Source organism: Pelotomaculum schinkii, assembly GCF_004369205.1.
In the GTDB taxonomy this organism is placed as follows: Bacteria; Bacillota; Desulfotomaculia; order Desulfotomaculales; family Pelotomaculaceae; genus Pelotomaculum_C; species Pelotomaculum_C schinkii.
Genome location: NZ_QFGA01000002.1, coordinates 586915 through 606069 on the forward strand (window position 1 = coordinate 586915; position 19155 = coordinate 606069).

17 protein-coding genes are annotated in these 19155 nt (G+C 52.6%); 1 reads left to right on the plus strand and 16 read right to left on the minus strand.

Going from position 1 to position 19155, the window contains the following annotated elements; translation table 11 throughout:
• Nucleotides 1-55 precede the first annotated feature (55 nt).
• The 16 genes from Psch_RS21705 to Psch_RS13860 all read right to left on the minus strand — a co-directional run bounded on the left by Psch_RS21705 (nt 56) and on the right by Psch_RS13860 (nt 17589).
• A complete protein-coding gene (locus Psch_RS21705) occupies nt 56-235 on the minus strand; it encodes an AgrD family cyclic lactone autoinducer peptide (RefSeq protein WP_134216542.1) in 180 nt (59 codons plus the stop codon).
• Nucleotides 177-821 (minus strand): accessory gene regulator ArgB-like protein, encoded by a 645-nt coding sequence (locus tag Psch_RS13790; protein ID WP_134216543.1) that lies wholly within the window; start codon nt 819-821, stop codon nt 177-179. The genes Psch_RS21705 and Psch_RS13790 overlap by 59 nt, the downstream gene beginning before the upstream one ends.
• Before the next feature lie 6 nt (nt 822-827).
• Complete coding sequence (locus Psch_RS13795) at nt 828-1316, minus strand: hypothetical protein (RefSeq protein ID WP_134216544.1); 489 nt, start codon at nt 1314-1316, stop codon at nt 828-830.
• Between the two features lie 560 nt (nt 1317-1876).
• Nucleotides 1877-2599 carry an orotidine-5'-phosphate decarboxylase gene (pyrF, locus tag Psch_RS13800; RefSeq protein ID WP_134216545.1) on the minus strand — a complete coding sequence of 241 codons (723 nt, stop codon included), beginning with the start codon at nt 2597-2599 and terminating at the stop codon, nt 1877-1879.
• Between the two features lie 24 nt (nt 2600-2623).
• Nucleotides 2624-2962, minus strand: coding sequence for a diguanylate cyclase (locus Psch_RS13805; RefSeq protein ID WP_243120399.1), 339 nt, complete (start codon nt 2960-2962; stop codon nt 2624-2626).
• A gap of 183 nt (nt 2963-3145) precedes the next feature.
• Nucleotides 3146-4090 carry a dihydroorotate dehydrogenase gene (locus Psch_RS13810; protein WP_134216546.1) on the minus strand — a complete coding sequence of 315 codons (945 nt, stop codon included), beginning with the start codon at nt 4088-4090 and terminating at the stop codon, nt 3146-3148.
• Nucleotides 4087-4914: a dihydroorotate dehydrogenase electron transfer subunit gene (locus Psch_RS13815; protein ID WP_134216547.1), complete on the minus strand. Its 828-nt coding sequence runs from the start codon at nt 4912-4914 to the stop codon at nt 4087-4089. The genes Psch_RS13810 and Psch_RS13815 overlap by 4 nt, the downstream gene beginning before the upstream one ends.
• 393 nt (nt 4915-5307) lie before the next feature.
• Nucleotides 5308-8520, minus strand: coding sequence for a carbamoyl-phosphate synthase large subunit (gene carB, locus Psch_RS13820; protein ID WP_190258502.1), 3213 nt, complete (start codon nt 8518-8520; stop codon nt 5308-5310).
• 1 nt (nt 8521) lies between these two features.
• Nucleotides 8522-9601: a glutamine-hydrolyzing carbamoyl-phosphate synthase small subunit gene (gene carA / locus Psch_RS13825; RefSeq protein WP_190258503.1), complete on the minus strand. Its 1080-nt coding sequence runs from the start codon at nt 9599-9601 to the stop codon at nt 8522-8524.
• A gap of 105 nt (nt 9602-9706) precedes the next feature.
• Nucleotides 9707-11005: a dihydroorotase gene (locus Psch_RS13830; RefSeq protein ID WP_190258504.1), complete on the minus strand. Its 1299-nt coding sequence runs from the start codon at nt 11003-11005 to the stop codon at nt 9707-9709.
• Entirely contained in the window at nt 10989-11927 is a 939-nt protein-coding gene (locus Psch_RS13835; protein ID WP_190258505.1) for an aspartate carbamoyltransferase catalytic subunit, read from the minus strand. The genes Psch_RS13830 and Psch_RS13835 overlap by 17 nt, the downstream gene beginning before the upstream one ends.
• Nucleotides 11928-12058: 131 nt before the next feature.
• Nucleotides 12059-12604 carry a bifunctional pyr operon transcriptional regulator/uracil phosphoribosyltransferase PyrR gene (pyrR, locus tag Psch_RS13840; RefSeq protein WP_190258857.1) on the minus strand — a complete coding sequence of 182 codons (546 nt, stop codon included), beginning with the start codon at nt 12602-12604 and terminating at the stop codon, nt 12059-12061.
• 233 nt (nt 12605-12837) lie between these two features.
• Nucleotides 12838-13032: a hypothetical protein gene (locus Psch_RS13845; protein WP_190258506.1), complete on the minus strand. Its 195-nt coding sequence runs from the start codon at nt 13030-13032 to the stop codon at nt 12838-12840.
• Between the two features lie 425 nt (nt 13033-13457).
• Entirely contained in the window at nt 13458-15056 is a 1599-nt protein-coding gene (locus tag Psch_RS13850; protein WP_190258507.1) for an S-layer homology domain-containing protein, read from the minus strand.
• Nucleotides 15057-16793: 1737 nt separating this feature from the next.
• Nucleotides 16794-17117, minus strand: a complete 324-nt coding sequence (locus Psch_RS13855) for a transposase (protein ID WP_190258508.1) — start codon at nt 17115-17117, stop codon at nt 16794-16796.
• Nucleotides 17118-17319: 202 nt separating this feature from the next.
• Nucleotides 17320-17589, minus strand: coding sequence for a YqhV family protein (locus tag Psch_RS13860; protein ID WP_190258509.1), 270 nt, complete (start codon nt 17587-17589; stop codon nt 17320-17322).
• Between the two features lie 230 nt (nt 17590-17819).
• Between Psch_RS13860 and comA the strand changes: the two genes are divergently transcribed.
• Nucleotides 17820-18632 (plus strand): phosphosulfolactate synthase, encoded by an 813-nt coding sequence (gene comA / locus Psch_RS13865; protein WP_190258510.1) that lies wholly within the window; start codon nt 17820-17822, stop codon nt 18630-18632.
• The last annotated feature ends 523 nt before the right edge of the window (nt 18633-19155 follow it).

Here is a 19155-nt window from a genome sequence, read left to right on the forward strand (position 1 = left end):
ATACACCCCATTTTAAACGAGGCCGGGTAATCCCGGCCTCGTTTAAAAGGACACCTTATTTTAGTAAAGAAGACGGAACCTTGGGTTGATACCACATGTTAGCACACATTGGTCCTATTACACCGCTACTAGCAAATGATACAAGAAGTGTAAATAAACTAAAAAGAACGGCGTTTTTAATATGTTTCATTCTTATCACCTCCTTTATCAGTAAAATAAAGCAATAACCTATCATAATAACCTACAAGAGCATGTCCTGGTTTTGTTAGCATAAAAGACTGCCAGAATATACTTATATCAATTGCGATAATAAATGAAGCAGTTCTATCAGAAATAAGGATAATTAAGATGACTTGCGCTATTGTTATCAACACAAGCAACAGAAAAGAAAAATACCGCCGGTTTTGAATGTGCCGCTCCGAAACAATTGGCAAATTAACTGGAGCCAACTTGTAAACTATAGTATAAGAAAATAAAACACTAAGGACTGTAAGGATTATTAAAACATATAATGTAAAGTATTGGCCGGCAATGAATGAAAGCTCGGCAAAAGAAGGTATTAACAACATGCTTAATATCGTACATCTAGTTGCAGAGCTGCAGTGGGCGCCACCGGCAAAATTCTTAAAAAGAAACATAACTATTATTAAAATGACAGCTTCTCTAAGTGGTCCTATAAGCCATGCTATTAGCAACACCAAAAGTAATGTTACGGATGTATGAAATATTAATTCTAGACTGTAAGCCACAACTTCCCGGTTATCACTGTCGAGGTTGAGTGCATCACCCATATAGGATGCGATACGCTGGCTAATACCCATTAAATATCATAACCTTCTTTCACTTGTTGTTGTATTAAACCGGTTAAGTTTCTTATTCTTATAGTTTAGAAATATAGCAAGTCCAAGTAAAACGATTTCGTAAGGCAAACAAAAAATACCTCTCAAAAGCGGTGAAACATTAACATCCTCATATGACAGGTGAGTAATATTAAGTAATGGTTCCGCATACAATATCTGCATAGATAGCAATATTACAAAAACTAAAATAGTAAAGCCAAATATTTTTGTAATTTTTTCTTTGGTAACCAATCTCACATATACAGCAAGTGTGATGATCAAAATTAATGTATGTACTCCAAAAGCTATCGGTAAAAGACGAATAAGGTTGGTAAAGGTCTGTAATATGGCTACAATTAATATCTTTTTATAATCAAACCTTAGACGCAGCAAGGCAAAAACTGCTAACGCAAATATAAAACTTTCAGGAAAGTCCTGAAACAGTAGTGAAAGCAACTCTTTTTGATACTGCAGCATCTTCAGCCCCCTGCTTTTTTACCTTAAATTGTAATGTAATTCGGAATTAGCTCGCACTATTAAATATACCAAATAATAACATTATAATAATTGAATCCCATTTAATAATGAGCCTTGCCATTACTGCAAAAATAAGGCACTTGAACTACTGTGCTGTTTTGAAATTTAAGTATTCTACTAACTCCTATATTTTCCTTCAAATTATATTTAAATCTTAATAAAACTTGTGGGAAAGCGTTCAAATAAATAGCCAACATACAAAACTTAATCATCAGCCTGACAAGCTATAACAACGTAAAATCAAAATAATATCTCTCGTTAACCTCATTGTAATAAATAATTAAGTCTTTAATTAATTTCAATAAATTACCATGACAAGACCGATACGGTGAGCTATTTTCAACAAATTCACAATTTATGTAATACACTTACCGGAGTCCTAAATAAATTTCCACCACATTTGAATATACTCCTATTTCCAAGAAATAAATAAGGCCACACCGCTTAAGTGTTGGCCCATTGCTGTACTGCTTGCCAAATGCTATCACTATACATATTCATTACATGCTATGAATTTCAGTTAGTATGGCTTTTACAGCCTCTAGCTGGTCATGAGCCGCAGTGACCGGTCTTCCGACAACCAGGTAGTCAGCCCCTTGCTTCAGAGCCTCCCCGGGTGTCAGGGTCCTCTTCTGGTCATTAATCGCCGTTCCTGCCGGACGTATACCGGGCGTGATGATGGTGAAGTCCGGTCCGCAGGCTTTCCTGATCGCAGCTATCTCCAGTGGTGAAGCTACCACCCCATCCAGGCCGGCCTCCCGCGCCATCAAAGCCCAGGCAACGACGCGGTCCTGAATTGTACCGGAATGACCCATCTCTTGTTTGAATGATTCCTGGTCAAAGCTGGTCAAGACCGTAACTGCCACTACAAGAGGGCGAACTGTACCGGCTTTTTCAGTCTCATCGCGTGCAGCCTCAACCGCTGCCCGCATCATCGCTTTGCCTCCTGCAGCGTGTACATTCAAAATTGCAGCTCCCTGCCTGGTGAGAGCCCGGGTCGCCCCGGCCACAGTGTTGGGGATGTCATGCAGTTTCAGGTCGACAAACACGGGTAATTCTTTCTCCCTCAGCCGGAGCAGGACCTCTTGTCCGGCACTGTAATAAAGCTGCATGCCAACCTTAAACCCACCGGCATAAGGTCCAATTTTTTCAGCGAGCTTTAGCGCTTCCTCGACATTGTCAACGTCAAGGGCAATAATTAGCGGGTTTTTAAAACTGTGCATCTCGTCCTCCGTACTAAATTAATGCTATCTCAGATAATTAGGGATCTCAAAAGGTATTTCAATTAACATTTCAACAAATCCCATATACTGACCGTCTCTGTACCACGGAGTCTGGTACACAAGCTTCTTGACACCGTTCTTTTCGGTCGTGTAACAGTTTACAGTCTGATCTTTGAGCATCGCTGCCAGTTTTTTTCGAGCGCCCTTCGGATGACACTCCAGCAGGTTGGCGCCTATCAACAGCTTACCCCCGTCTTTTGCAAAAACCTGGCAGGATTTTTCGTTCATATCCAAAATTATTCCTTCGGGATCGCAAATGGTAACTGCAACATTGGCATCTCTAACCCAATCTTCCATATGCATAAAAACAACCCCTATCCTTAAAGAAATAACCTCAATATCCCAAAAAAAATGTTCCGGGTACGCATCGCGATCTTATCTTCTACGGGTGCTGCATCAACAGTATGATTGCCTAAGTCTTCATTCTTCGCCGGCACTTCTCAGCGGTACAGTCTACTTCGTTAAGAGTTGCAGCGACAGGGCCAATTAACCGTGCGCAGCCCCGATAAGTTCTTTGATATCGCCGACACCATTTTCGCTTAAGTATTTTTCAATACCCTCCAGCACATCGATAGTGGCGCGAGGGTTGACGAAGTTGGCGGTGCCTATGGCTACGGCGGTGGCTCCGGCTAATATAAATTCCAACGCGTCTGCAGCGGTTGCAATGCCGCCCATGCCGATAATGGGCAGTTTTACAGCCTGGTAGACCTGCCAGACCATGCGCACCGCAACAGGCCTGACGGCGGGACCAGAAAGCCCTCCCATAGTGTTGCCAAGTATGGGACGCCTGGTTTTGATATCAACAGACATACCCAGCAGGGTATTAATCAAGGAAATAGCGTCCGCTCCGGCTTCCGCCACTTTTTCAGCAACAGCCGCGATACTGGTGACATTGGGAGATAGCTTGACTACCACAGGCAGCTCACTGTTCTCTTTGACCGCCCGGGTTACCTCAGCCGCCATGGCCGGGTCGCCGCCGAACTGCATGCCGCCCTTTTTGACATTGGGACAGGATATATTAACCTCCAGCCCGGCCACACCACCAGCCCGGCTGAGCCTGGCAGCGAGCCCGGCGTAATCCTCCAATGTGTCACCGGAAATATTAACAATGACCGGGACGTCGAAGCCGGCCAGGTAGGGCAAAGCCTCGTCGATAAAATGCTCAACACCGGGATTCTGCAGGCCGATTGAGTTGAGCACCCCGGCAGGCGTCTCCACCAACCTGGGGGTCGGGTTCCCGGCGCGCGGCTCCAGGGTTGTCCCTTTTACCACTATAGCGCCAAGCCGGTTTAAATCGATATAAGGAGCGTATTCCGGCCCAAACCCAAAGGTCCCCGAGGCTGTGGTCACCGGGTTTTTCATCCTGATGCCGCCGACGTTGACGGAAAGGTCAGGCTTGGATATTGAAGCATTGTCACTGTCTGAAATCATTCCCAGCTCACCTCCCCTGATTGAAAGACAGGGCCTTCCACACAGACCCGGTGGTATACGGACCCGCCATCCCCGGTCTTTACTTTACAGGCGCAGGACAGGCAGGCGCCCACGCCACAACCCATCCGTTCCTCCAGGGATACTTCACACGGTATCCCCCACCGTGCCGTAATCTCACTTAGCTTTCTCAGCATGCCGTGTGGCCCGCAGGCATAACTTTTATTCATAATTAAATTCTCACCTGCTCCAGGGCCGGGAGCAAAGTCACTATTTTGCAGATAGTTTTCAAAAAGTGTAGTTACACTCCCGTGGAAGTCCCTGGTACCATCATCAGTCGCTATAAATACGCTGTGGCCAAGCTCCTTAATCTCGTTTCCCAAAAGGACCTGTTGGGAGGTAGCGGCGCCCTGAAAGACAGTGGCTTTGATGCCCAGGCCGGCAAGCTCCTGCAAAAAGAAGTAAAGTGGCGCAATTCCAATGCCTCCGGACACTACGATAACTTTTTCATTCCCCTCAGGTATTGTAAAGCCGCGCCCCAGGGGACCAACGATGCTGACCATATCGCCGGATCTGTGCCCGGCCAGAAGAGATGTTCCCCTGCCGGCGACCCGGTAGAGCAGAGACACCTCGCCGGTACGCCTGTCCACCGCGTTTATACTTATTGGCCGGCGCAGGAGGGGGTCATGCGTACTGCCGCAGCGCACGTGCAGAAACTGCCCCGGCCTGGCCCGTTCCGTCACGGATGGAGCTGCCAAATCCATCCGGTAATACCCCGGGATGACTTGTTTGTTTTGAATAACCTTTGCGTCAGTGACAAGAGACAAATCTGAAACCCCCCTTTTGGGTCGTGGGACGTGGGTCGTGAGTCGTGGGTATATACTGCATTTCTATTGGGTCATGGGTATACTGCATTTCTAATAGATTAGATAACCTGCCGCAGAAGTTACGCCGGCAGTAGGATGAAAACGTGAGCCGGTGTGGGTGCGATTTCAATCGCACACGGCGCGCCGGCGCCGCACTTGCCGGATCGGAGGTAGCATTTGTGCGAATAAATTCGCACCTACATTTTTTTCGTGAGTCGTGTGTCGTGGGACATGGGTATATACTGCATTTCTAATGAGTTTAATAAGGCTTTGCCGATATTTCGTGCTCGCATACGTGAGACAAGGGATGGTTCTCACGTCTCACGTCCCACGTCTCACGTCTCACGTCCCATATTACCGGAGGTACTCCTGCAGCGGGACCATTTTGAAATCACCGTCTTCTTTATGGCCGGCCAGCACGTCCAGGATCACCCGTGCGGTGTCCAGTGAGGTCATACAGGGCACACCATGCTCCACTGCCGTGCGGCGAATCTGGAAGCCGTCCCGCTCCGGGTTCTTGCCCCTGGTCAGGGTATTTATGACCAGGTTGACCTTGTTGGCCCTGATGCAGTCAACTATATTCGGGGAACCCTCGTGTACCTTCTTGACCTGGTCGACCGGCAGCCCTGCCTCCTTCAGCATAGCCGCGGTTCCCGCGGTGGCCCGGATTTTATAGCCCAGCTCCGCCAGCCCCTTGATGATGGGCAGGGTCTCTTCCTTGTCCCGGTCGGCGATGGTAACCAGGGCGGTCCCTTCCCTGGGGAACATTCTGCCCGCCGCCAAAATGGCCTTATAAAACGCCCGGTAAAAATCACGGTCAACCCCCATCACCTCACCGGTGGATTTCATCTCCGGCCCCAGTGAAATATCGACCTGGAGCAGCTTGGCGAAGGAGAAGACCGGCACCTTGACGCCTACAAATTCACTTTCCGGGTAAAGCCCGCCCTGGTAGCCCAGTTCCTTTAAGGTCCTGCCCATAATCAGCCTGGTCGCCAGGTTGACCATGGGGATACCGGTAATCTTGCTAATAAACGGTACCGTCCGGCTGGAGCGAGGGTTTACCTCGAGCACATACAGCTGTTCCCCCTGCAGGACGTACTGAATATTAATCAGGCCTTTGACGTTCAGCGCTTTGGCCAGCTGGGTAGTGTAGGCCACCACCTGCTCTTTGGTGCGCCGGCTCAGCGTCTGGGGCGGGTAGACAGCGGTACTGTCACCGGAGTGCACCCCGGCTCTCTCGATATGCTCCATGATGCCCGGGATTAAAACGTCCGTCCCGTCAGAGATGGCGTCAACCTCCAGTTCCTTGCCGGAGATATATTTATCCACCAGCACGGGGTGTTCGGGGGTAACTTTGACGGCGCTGGACATGTAGCCTAAAAGTTCCTCGTGGTTATATACAATCTCCATGGCGCGCCCGCCCAGGACATAGGAAGGCCGGACCAGCACCGGGTAGCCTATATCATTGGCTATAACCACGGCCTCCTCCACGGAAAAGGCAGTCCGCCCGGGCGGTTTGGGTATGCCCAACTCAATCAGAAGTTGATCAAACCTCTCACGGTCCTCCGCCCGGTCAATATCTTCAACGGAGGTGCCGAGGATTTTTATACCGGCGTTTTCCAGGGGCTTGGCCAGGTTGATGGCGGTCTGGCCGCCGAACTGGACGATAACCCCCTCCGGTTTTTCCCGGTCCAAAATGTTCAGCACATTCTCCGCAACCAGAGGTTCGAAATACAGCCGGTCGGCCGTGTCAAAATCTGTGCTGACAGTTTCCGGGTTATTGTTAATGATGATGGCTTCATAATTTTCCTCCTGCAGCGCCCACACCGAGTGCACCGAGCAGTAGTCGAATTCAATTCCCTGACCGATGCGGATGGGCCCGGAACCCAGCACCACCACCTTACGGCGGGTGGAGGCCTCCGCTTCGTCCTCCTGATCGTAAGATGAATAGTAGTAGGGCGTCTCAGCCTCGAACTCGGCGGCGCAGGTGTCGACCATCTTAAACGTAGGCAGGATTCCTTGCTCTTTGCGCAGGGAACGTATATCTGTGACGCTCAGGCCGGTCTTTTTAGCCAGGTAGGCGTCGGAAAAACCGAATTTTTTAGCTCTCTCCAGCAGCCCGGGGCTAAGCTTTGCTGCTCCGGCGGCCTTGATTTCTTCCTCAAGGAGCAGTATGCCCTGGATTTTCTCCAGGAAAAAGTGGTCAATCTTGGTTATTTCGTGGACCTTCTCACAGGTCATGCCCCGGTACAGCGCCTCCGCCACCAGGAACAACCGCTCGTCGTCGGCGCCAGCCAGCCTTGCTTCAAGTTCCTCAAGGCTTAATGTTTCCACACCGGGCAGATCCATGTGATCGAGGCCGATTTCCAGGGAGCGGACGGCTTTTAAAAGCGCCCCCTCAAAGGTGCGGTTGATCGACATGACCTCTCCGGTGGCCTTCATCTGCGTGCCCAGTGTACGGTCCCCCTTGGCAAATTTGTCAAAGGGCCAGCGGGGGTACTTGACAACTACGTAGTCGAGGGCAGGCTCAAAACAGGCGTAGGTTTTGCCGGTAACGGCATTCCTGATTTCATCCAGGTTCAGGCCGATAGCGATCTTGGCGGCCACCTTGGCGATAGGGTAGCCGGTGGCCTTGGAAGCCAGGGCCGAGGAACGGGACACCCGCGGGTTGACCTCAATGACATAGTACTGGAAGCTGGCCGGGTCAAGCGCAAACTGCACATTGCAGCCGCCCTCGATACCCAGGGCGCGGATAATTTTCAGCGAGGCGGTCCGCAAAAGCTGGTATTCCTTATCACTCAAGGTCTGGGAGGGCGCCACCACGATACTGTCCCCGGTATGGATTCCCATGGGGTCAATGTTTTCCATATTGCAAATGGTGATGCAGTTGTCGGCGCCGTCCCGCATCACCTCGTACTCAATTTCCTTCCACCCCACCACACACTGCTCGATCAGCGCCTGGTTGATAATGCTGTATTTCAGACCTTTGGTGGTGATGGCCCTGAGTTCCTCCATGGTGCGGGCAATGCCGCCGCCGGTGCCGCCCAGGGTATAGGCCGGCCTGACAATCAGCGGCAGGCCTACTTTTTCGGCAAAGGCCATTGCTTCATCCAGGGTGGATACGATGGCGCTGTCAGGGACGGGCTCGTTGATGGCCTGCAGCATATCTTTGAACATTTCCCGGTCCTCGGCCCGTTTAATGGCGTCCAGAGGGGTGCCCAGGAGCTTCACCCCCTCCTGTTCCAGTACGCCGGACTCGGCCAACTGGAGGGCCAGGTTGAGGCCCACCTGCCCGCCCAGAGTGGGCAGCAAACCGTCCGGCTTTTCCTGCCGGATAACCCTGGTTACAAATTCCAGGGTCAGGGGCTCGATATAGACACGGTCGGCCATATTGGCGTCAGTCATGATCGTGGCCGGGTTGGAATTAATCAGGACCACTTCCAGTCCTTCTTCCCGCAGGGAGCGGCAGGCCTGGGTGCCGGCATAATCAAACTCTGCCGCCTGGCCGATAATAATGGGGCCGGAGCCAATTACCATAACCTTCTTGATATCTTGCTTGAGCGGCATGTTACGCCTCCTTCCCGGTCATCATGTCCATGAATTGATCAAAGATGTATTCTGAATCCTTCGGCCCTGGTGAGGCTTCAGGGTGATACTGCACTGAAAAAACGGGCAGGAATTTATGCTTTAGCCCTTCCACCGTATCGTCGTTCAAGTTGCGGTGGGAGACAATGACATCCAAGCCCCGCATTGATTCCTCGTCAACAGAGAAACCGTGGTTGTGTGAAGAAATGTAAACCCGGCCGGTAATCAAATCTTTCACCGGGTGGTTGGCTCCGCGGTGGCCGAACTTCATCTTGTAGGTTTTACAACCCATGGCTAAACCCAAAATCTGATGGCCAAGACAAATGCCCAGGATGGGCACGTGACCTACCAGTTCCCTGGCGGTCTTAATCGCATATGGTACGTCGGTGGGATCGCCGGGTCCGTTGGAAAGGACCACCCCGGCCGGGTTCAGGGACATGACTTCTTGAGCGGTGATGTTGTAAGGCGCCACTACCACTTCGCAGTCCCTCTCCTGCAAGCAGCGAATGATGTTCTGTTTGGCGCCGAAATCGATCAGCGCCACCCGGCGCCCCGGCCCGGGAAAGGTGTAGCTTTTCGTCGTAGCCACGGTGGGTACAAGCTCCTGCCCGGTCAACTGGGGGCAGTTTTTGGCCCGCTCCACCAGTGCCTGCACGTCGTTGGTACCGGTACTGATTACGCCGCGCATGGTCCCGAAACTACGGAGATGTCTGGTCAGAGCCCTGGTATCGATGCCGGAGAGACCTATCACATTCTCCTTTTTAAGGAAGCTGTCGATGGTTTCGGCCAGGCGCCAGTTGCTCGGATGCCTGCACTCTTCCCGTACCACAAAACCGCGGACAAACGATCTTTTGGACTCGAAATCCTCTTTCATGATACCGTAGTTGCCAATGAGAGGATAAGTCATCACCACAATTTGACCGCAATAGGAGGGGTCGGTAAGGACCTCCTGGTAACCGGTCATACCGGTATTGAATACAACTTCCCCCCATCTCTCACCGGTTGAGCCAAAAGCTTCGCCGGTAAATATGGTTCCGTCTTCCAGAGCCAGCATTGCCTGCATAAAAACACCTCCGCTATCTAAAAGACTATTTTTTATGAAATAAACTACCTCTAGGCTAAAACGTCTTTGTAGCAGCCTAATAAGACAGGCACTTGCGGCAATAAGTTATTCCAAGCTATCCGCTATGCGGCGCTCCACCATCACTAACCGTCCCCCCACAATGGCAGCCCAAGGCAAGCCTTTTAGCGCCCGGCCGGCAAAGGGTGTATTCCTGCCCTTGCTCTCAAAAAGGGACGGGTCCACTGTTTCTGACGCGGCTGGGTCAATTATGGTGATGTCGGCTGGGGCGCCGGCCCCCAGGGTTCCTCCGGGTATGTTCAGCACCCGGGCCGGATGCAGTGTCATCTTCGTCACTGCCTGCAGCGGTGTCAGCACGCCGCCAACCACCAGTTCGGTCCAGACCAGCCCCATCGCTGTTTCCAGCCCGACCATGCCAAACGGCGCGCGCTCGTATTCAACATCCTTCTCCTCAATGGTGTGCGGGGCATGGTCGGTGGCGATTACATCTATGGTCCCGTCGGCCAGCCCTTCTTTAACCGCAGCCACGTCAAAAGCTGTGCGCAGGGGCGGGTTGACTTTGGTCGAAGTATCGTAGCCGACTACCGCTTCATCGGTAAGGGTGAAGTGGTGAGGGGTAACCTCGGCGGTTACCCGGATCCCCCTGGCTTTGGCCTCGCGGACCAACCGCACCGAACCGGCAGTGCTGACGTGGGCGATGTGCAGCCTGCAGCCGGTCTCTTCGGCCAACAAAAGGTCGCGGGCCACCATTACCTCCTCGCTGGATGCGGGTATTCCTTTTAAGCCCAGCAGGGTAGACACGTAACCCTCGTGCATCGTCCCACCCAAAGACAACTCTTTATTTTCACAGTGAGAGATGACGGTCATGCCCAGCATCCGGGCGTACTGCATGGCCCGGCGCATCAGACCGGCGTCGGCCACCGGCTGTCCATCATCGGAGAAGGCCGCCGCGCCGGCTTTTTTCATATGGCCCATTTCGGCCAGCTCTTCCCCCCTGCTGCCGCGGGAAATGGCGCCTACCGGATAAACGCGGGCCAAGCCAAGCGCCGCAGCGGTATTCTTTATATAGGATACCAGGGCGGCGTTGTCGACTACCGGGTTGGTGTTGGGCATGCAGGCTACGGAGGTAAAGCCCCCGCGCACGGCGGCGCGGGCGCCGGTAAGCAAGGTCTCCTTAGCTTCATAGCCTGGTTCGCGCAGGTGCACATGCATATCAACCAGACCCGGCACAACCAGCTTGCCTGACGCGTCAATTACTTCGGCTCCGGCGGCGCTCAGGTTCCTGCCGGTCCCGGCAATTCTGCCGTCAGACAACAAAACATCCTGTTCAAGCATTCTGCCATCCACAGGCTCGACCACTGTACCGCCTCTAATAAGCAGCTTCAATGTGGGCACCTCCTGTCAACAGGTATAATAGCGCCATACGCACAGCAACCCCGTTGGTAACCTGTGTATTAATAACCGATTGCAGGCCGTCGGCCACCTCGGGAGATATCTCCACTCCCCGGTTCATCGGACCCGGATGCATCACCAGGGCGTCCGGGGCGGCCAGTTTGAGCCTGTCCCGGTTAATGCCGAACATGACGGCATACTCACGCAGGCCCGGGAACAGGCCCTGCCGCTGCCTTTCCAGCTGGATCCGGAGGATGTTGACCACGTCGGCTCCTTCCAGAGCCTCCTCGAGGTCGTTGTAAACGCGGGCGCCTGTCTTCTCGATACCGGGCGGCATCAGGGTGGCCGGACCGGCCAGCCTCACCTCGGCTCCCATCGTGGTGTAGCCCCAGATGTCGGAGCGGGCTACCCGGCTATGCAGGATATCACCAACTATGGCAACTTTGAGTCCTTCCAGCCGGCCCTTCTTTTCCCTTACCGTAAATAGGTCCAATAACGCCTGAGTCGGGTGCTCGTGGGCGCCGTCTCCAGCGTTTATTACTGAAGCGTCCACGGTACGGGCCAGCAGTTCCGAAGCCCCGGCCATGGGGTGGCGCAGCACCACCACGTCCGCTCCCATGGACGTGATAGTACGGGCCGTATCTTTAAGGCTTTCTCCTTTGCTGACACTGCTGGTCGCCGCGGCAATGTTGACCACGTCGGCGCTCAAGTATTTTGCCGCCAGTTCAAAGGACGTCCTGGTACGGGTACTGGCCTCGTAAAAGACCGTCACCACCGTCCGCCCCCGCAGGGTGGGGACCTTTTTTATTTGCCTTTTTATGATTTCCTTCATGGGTTCAGCCGTGTCCAGGATCAGCTTGATTGTCTCAGCCGGGATATTTTTCAGGCTGATCAGATCCTTCCCGTTTATGGCCATAAAACTACCCTCCTTGAAGCTTAAAAATAAAGACCTTGCCCGAAACACCGGGCCAAGGCCGTAAAAGGGAAAACTCTATGGACCCTCCCTTTTCGGCCTCACAGGACCGTTCTTTAAAGGTGGTACCAGATTTAGTCCGGGAGTTCAAGGATAATCACCCTCTCCTCACCGTCAATTTCGTTTAATTTGACTAACGCCTCTTCTTTTCTGGACGTCGGAACATTCTTACCAACGTAATCAGGCCGGATCGGCAATTCCCTGTGGCCCCTGTCAATCAGGACCGCCAATTGGATGACCCTCGGCCTGCCCAGGTCTATCACCGCGTCTAAGGCTGCCCGGATGGTCCTGCCGGTGTAAATCACATCATCTACCAGCACCACCGTCTTGCCGGATACCGAAAAAGGCACCTCGGTCGACCGGACCAGCGGCTGGTAGGCCATGGTGGTCAAATCATCCCGGTAAAGTGTGATGTCAAGGGTGCCTACCGGCACTGAGCTGCCCTCGATATCCTTAATCCGCTCCGCCAGCCGTTCGGCCAGAGGCACTCCCCGGCGGCGGATGCCGATCAGCACAAGATTGCCGGTCCCCTTATTGCGTTCAATGATTTCGTGGGCAATCCTGGTCAGAGACCGGCGGATACCTTCCTGATCCAGGATTTGAGCCTTTTCCTTGGTCATGGAAAACCTCCAGTCCACAAAAAAGCCTGCTAACCACCGGTAAGCAGGCCATAGTTGGCTAAAAGCTGGCTATGAATCCTTACCGGCCTCACGGGGCCGACTTCAAGGCTTTTTTCCTTCCATATATCTTACAGTAAAACAGGAAAAGTGTCAATTAAAACTATTCATGACCAGAGCTCTCGCTCCCAGTTATTAACAGTCACGTAAACCAACCACCATCAGGCTTCCAGTTATCATGGTTTGGCTCTGCGTTCGAGTTCTTCCAGGCTCTGTGCCTGGAGGGCGAAGCCGATCAGGAGTGTCGCCCAGATGGTGCCGGGTTCTATGTCGGGATCTTTTCTTTCGTCTCTCGCCCACTTGGTCCAACCCTTGGGCAGGAAAACCTTGTGGACGTATCGAAGAAAATCTTTGAGCCACCGTTGTGACATCGGTGGTGACACCTCCTGAGATGGTGAATTGGCGTTTGTGTTTCCCAGGAGGTTTTTGCTATTTGTGGAGGCTTTTCCTGCCTATTCGAGTTTGAAAAATGAGAATTTAGCGGGTTTTTCTTTAATGCCGGCCTTCTTTGACTGCAAGGGCTCCGGGGATCGGGTGCGGAGGTTCTGATTGCCATATGGGCAAACTGTCGGGGCGAACCGTAAAGTCGAATTGCCGGGTCGCTGTCGTCTAGCTGCCGGAAGATGCTGCGGGTTGTCGTCCTGACCCGGCCACCAGGACCTGCTATCCGGCGGCCTGGCATCCTCTCGACGCCGGTAGAACGAATTGCCATAAAAAAAGAATCAGGCGGCGCGGGCTCTTGGCCCGAAGCCGCCTGATTCCGTTTACCGGGAAGGCTGTTTACCGGAAGCTTTACTTACTCGGAGAGGCTGTCTGTGCCGCCTCTCGCGCTCAGGAAATTGCTGATCATGGTGCAGGCCTCGGCACGGGTGGCATTGTTCTGCGGCTGGAAGCTGCCGTCAGGGTAGCCTTTCAGCAATCCGTACTTCACCGCAACCACGATGGAGCCTCTCGCCCAGGAGGAAATCTGGGCATCATCCGTGAAGGCGGTGCTCTCGCTGATGCTGGCCGCAGCCTCGCCCTGCTTGCCTAGGGCGTTGACCATGAGGGTGGCCAGTTCCTCCCGGGTGATCGATCTGCCCGGGCCAAAGATGCCATCGCCATAACCCTTGATGATGCCCGCATTGAACGAGCTCTCCACGCTCGTATAGAACCAGTCCCCCGGGGAGACGTCGTAGAAGTCGGGCGTGGCCGGGTTATAGGCCTGCAGCTCCAGCACCCTGTCGATGACGGTGACAAACTCCGCCCTGGTGATGGTGTTGTCGGGCTTGAAGGTACCGTCCGGGTAGCCGTACACATAGCCGGCGCTGCTCATCTGGCTGATGACGTCATAGGCCCAATGAGACAGGGGGACGTCGGAGAATGCCTCGCTTGTAGGGGGAGTCGTCGGCTCAGTATAACCCGACTCCTCGGTAGTGAAGCTCTTCACCGCTCCGTACGATGTCCCTTTCTCATTTGTGGCATAGGCCTTGAAGTAGTAGGTGGTTTCTGCGGTCAGATCGTCCAGGGTCGCCGTGAAATCGCCTTCCTGGTCATCCGTGCCCACGGCCAGCTTGTCGGTGAGGGCGCTGGAGGTGGTGCCCCAGTAGAAGCCGTAGTCGGTGATGTCGTATCCTTTGTTGGAGGTAATGCTGCCGTTCAGGACGGCGGAGGTATCCGTGATCTCTGTGGCCGCCTCCGTCTTCACGCTGGGCTTGTCCGTCGACGTACCACCACCGCCGCCACCGCCGCCGCCGGAAGACCTGACGGTAAAGGCGGCTGTGGCCACCTCGCTCCACAGCTTGGCACCCGCATCATACACCGCCGCATTCACCGTATAGGTGCCCGTCGGCAGGGTAAATGGCGCCGCGTAGACAGTGGCGTTGACTGAGCCGGTATCCGTATAGGGCCAGCTCCCATCCGTGGTGTAGTAGACGTCCTGGTTGACCGTCAGGGCGGCATCGAAACCTATTTTGGTCGATAGGGTGATGCTGCCGCCGTTCGGGTTGATCACCGGGGCATCCGGAGCGCCTGTGGCGTTATCCACCACCAGGAACAAGGCTCTGGCCACCTCGCTCCACTGCCCGGTGCTCGCATCATACACCGCCGCCTTCACCGTATAGGTGCTCGGCACTGACGGTGCGTGGAACGGTGCCGTGTAGACGGGGCTGCTGACAGATGGGTCACTCCCATCATCGGTGTAGTAGACGTCCTGACTGACTGTCGTGCTGGCCTCGATGCCCACAGTGGTGGACACGGTAATGCTGCCGCCGTTCGGGCTGATCGTCGGTGCCGCCGGAGCGGCTGTGGCGCCGAAAGCCATCCCCGCCGGCAGGCAGGACAGGATGAGCATGGCAGCCAGCAAGACCGCCAGAGCCCTTCCCCTCCCTTTCTTCGTCTTCCTTGTCAATATCAAGCTATCGTCCCCCTTCGATTCCCTCATCCCCCGGACAGACCGAGGATTTACGGACCGGTAAGCAACGGTTTCGCTTCTTGAAAACTTGCTCTGCACGCAATTTTACTTCGCCTTACCTTAGATTTTTTACCGGGCCCATTATGATGATCGGCCTGCCTGGACTCAGGTTGTCGTAGTCACTGAAATACCGGTTTTACCATACCCGGCTCATAGACCTCATGCCCTTGGTCGCATCCGCATGCCGGGCCGTCCCGTAAAGCATCATACCTGGTTTATTGGCTCACCTCCTCCGCTTCGCTCTGTCTCTCGGTTCATCACATCACCTCCTGCGTTGTTGCGCCTCATCAGGCTTGGCTACGTTGTGCCCACAACCCATACACAACTCCTACACAACTTTATAATTTATGTGAACAACCAACGCAATAATGCTCTCTTGGAAGCCCCCGCTTCTTCAACTGGGTCTTAGCTTGGGGTACCCGCCGCAGGTGGGTCGGGGGATTGTGGCCCCCACTGGAGCTTAGAGCCAGTTAATAGTGGTTATCCGCCCTTAGGGGGAATTGCTGTTGCTTCGCGTCCGCAAAGGGCACCCGGCTTTGCAATTCGCATCGCAATTTTCCCACCGCCTTGAAGAGGCGGGGGCATTATGTACGCCGTTTTCCTGACGCGCAGGCGGCTTTCAGTATGAAGCGAAGCTTCATAGCCTGCGTTAAGGCTGGGCGTAGCCCACGGGTGCCGGGTGCCCTTTGGGCGCCGGGCGCGGCGGAGCGGGTTAGCCATCTGTGGTAAATTAATGCATTTATAGTTTAGATACCCATATTTTTACCGGTAGACCCATCCCTCCATTTTCAGGAGTTGGAACTACCGAAGAAAATGACGATTTACCCCTCCCTTTGGTGGAAGGGGACTTCTCGCCGCATCTGTTGGAATTTTTTTAAGTTGCTAGCGTGACTTCTGAACAAATCGTGATAAGTATTGACACCACTGGTTTCCAGCAACTTTTTATGTGTAGACTAATATAGACTAATTTTATATTTCTAACAATCGAGTATCTGTAAGGCTTTCAGATCTTATATCGGAATGAAAACAGAGTTCATTAATCCGGTTTCAGTACATTGTTGATAATCAGTTCCTTGATTCTTTCGACCAGTTGTTCATAATAGCGGTGCACGGCTACGCAAGTCCAACTCGAACATCGAATTCCTCCCTTCTATTAATGGCAAAAGCCGTATCCCTGGACCTGTATTAGTACAACTAGTACACCTTAATATATACCCTTTCCGTTAAAATGTAAATACATATTTTCCCAACGAGTAGGCGAAAAACTCTCGCACGGAAAGTATTTTGGAATTTTTCGTCCTACCGCCCACTATCTTGGGTGGTTAGGCGGGCAAGATCGAGCGCCGGGCAAGGTTAAGTCCTCTATTACCTTAAAAATCTCTTAGTATGGATGACTCTTTCAGTGTTCTTGATGAGATTGACAGCAATTAATGTTTACCAAGTATTATTTGTATAATACACCAACAACCTGAAAGAAAACTTAAAAAAACCTTAAAAAAAAGAGCTCGCGCTCCCAGTTATTAACAGTCACGTAAACCAACCACCATCAGGCTTCCAGTTATCATGGCTGGCAAGAAGTGTAAAGCATTCACTTCCCGGAAGTCATCGTCTTTCAGGAAAGGAACAACGGTTATCCTTTTGTCATGGCGCCTGCTACATCATCGAGAGGCCGCCTTCATGCTAGCTCGTGTCGAAGAGATAGCGGGCCAGGCTCCTGTCCCTGATGTATTCCAGGGCGCTCCGCATCTTCTCCGCTATCTCCCGGGCGCTGAAGCCGCTGTCCTTGCGCCTGTTCCTGTGAAGGAACAGCCAGAGGAGGTTGACCGCCAGAAACATGATCCACAGTATGACCTGGAAGGCGATCTCCTGGTGGATGTAGCAGTGCTCCATGTTCCAGTTTCCTTTGAGTTCGTGAAAGAGGGTGTTCTCGATATCCCACCTCCTATGAATGATCTCCCGGACTAGATCCGGGGTCGCTTCCTGTTTGCTCAGGGTGGTGGCCACCAGGATCTCCCGTTACCTGATCGCCTCCTGGCGTTTGCCACCTACTATTGCATAGCCGTGCCTGGTCTCGATGATCTTGAAAAAATGAGAATTTAGCGGGTTTTTCTTTAATGCCGGCCTTCTTTGGCTGCAAGGGCTCCGGGGATCGGGTGCGGAGGTTCTGATTCATGACTGCCATGGCATCACGGCTTACGGAAACGGCTCAAATACGGTTTATTCCCAAAAAAATCAGGGCGACACCTAGCATAATCAGGCCTATTCCGCCTGATGAAACCTTACCGGCCAGGCCCACCAGGCCCAGGCTGGTCACGGTGAGCAGGATCGTCGGGCCGATTAGAGCCAGCAAGGCGTTAATTTTAAAAGCTGTCTCGACCCGGCCAAACTTGAGCATCAACATGGCCGCCGTGAATTCTATGGTAGCGGACAGGATCCTTAACCCCGCCATCCCGAACACTATTTTTTCAATAAACATTGAAAATCCCTCCACCCTGCTTTTTACATTTCATATGCAAGTCCGGGGAGATAAATGCCGGACCTTAATTTACAGCTGATTGATTTTGTCACAAGCCGTATACGTCTTCAGTAAGGTAACACTTTTGTTTAGCAATGAATATCCTGAACCGAAGGCCTTCCCCTAATATTGCAACGGGGATGGCAGCCATACGCCTAAAGCATGATAGGCAGGGAAAGGAGCATTGGTATATGGGGGGACAAGCACATTCCAGTATGTGGATGGAACTGCTGGATTTTCCTCTGCCAGGGAGGTTAAGCAAACCAAGGACCCAGGGGCTTACCATGGTCATAGATAAGGGCCTGGGCCTGCATGAAACAAAAGATTTATTGCATACGGCCGGTGCATACATAGATTTTATAAAACTCGGCTTCGGGACATCAGGCCTGTATCCCCAGGATCTCCTGGAAGAGAAAATCAACATGGTCAAGGCTTGCGGTATTGACATATACCCCGGCGGTACCTTCCTGGAGATTGCGGTGCTGCAGGGAAAGCTTAAAGATTACCTGGCTTATGCCAAGGACCTCGGCTACACCGCCGTGGAAATTTCCGACGGCACCATTAAAATACCACCAGAGGTGAGAGAGCGGGCTATATGTATGGCCCTGGAACATGATTTAAAAGTATTGACCGAGGTTGGCAATAAAGACCCGCGGGACCGGGTCGAAGTAGGCCGCTATATCGAACAAATTCTGAGTGACCTGGAACAAGGCGCCTTCAAGGTCATCCTGGAAGGCCGCGAGTCGGGCAAAGGCGCCGGCTTTTATGACCCGGAGGGACGCTTCCTGGCCGACGATGTGGAACAAGTGCTCGCGGCCGTGGGCGACCCGCAGCCGTTGATTTGGGAGGCCCCGCTGAAACAGCAGCAACTGGAATTAATCCTCCGCTTCGGCCCGAACGTCAACCTGGGAAATATCGCGCCGGCAGAGCTGCTGTCACTGGAAGCCCTGCGGGTTGGGCTGCGGGGAGACACGCTCCGGCCGATTTGCCGGGAAAGCGTCTAAACCTGATCAGATGAATGCCATAAACAGACCGGGGAAGGCGAAAACGCCTTCCCCGGTCTGTTTATGGCGGGCGCCATTTCAATCGCACCCGCACTGCCCAGCAGTTCAAGAGACTTCAACTGATCCTGCTCATACCGTATCACAGCGTCACGCATCATAAACACCGGTGATGCAGTTGTAATTTCAATCACACAGATGATATACTTTCAATTACTACTTTTATTTTCCATACTGTTTAGCAAATGGATCCCCCGGTATGATCTTCAATGTTTTTTTGGGATAAAGCTGCTAAAACTATATGCAGGGAGGTGATTGACATCTATCATGATCGAATGTCCCGCTCAGAAATGACGTTTTTTATTTTGGCTTCGGCAGCTATGACCATCCCGTTTATTCTCCTGGGAAAAGACATGGCCGATTCACTGCGGACCATAGCTAAAACAAAAACAGACGCTTCCGAATAAGTGAAAACCTGAGCTTCAGGCTATATCCTTCTGCAAGAAATTAAAGCAGGCCTTTAACC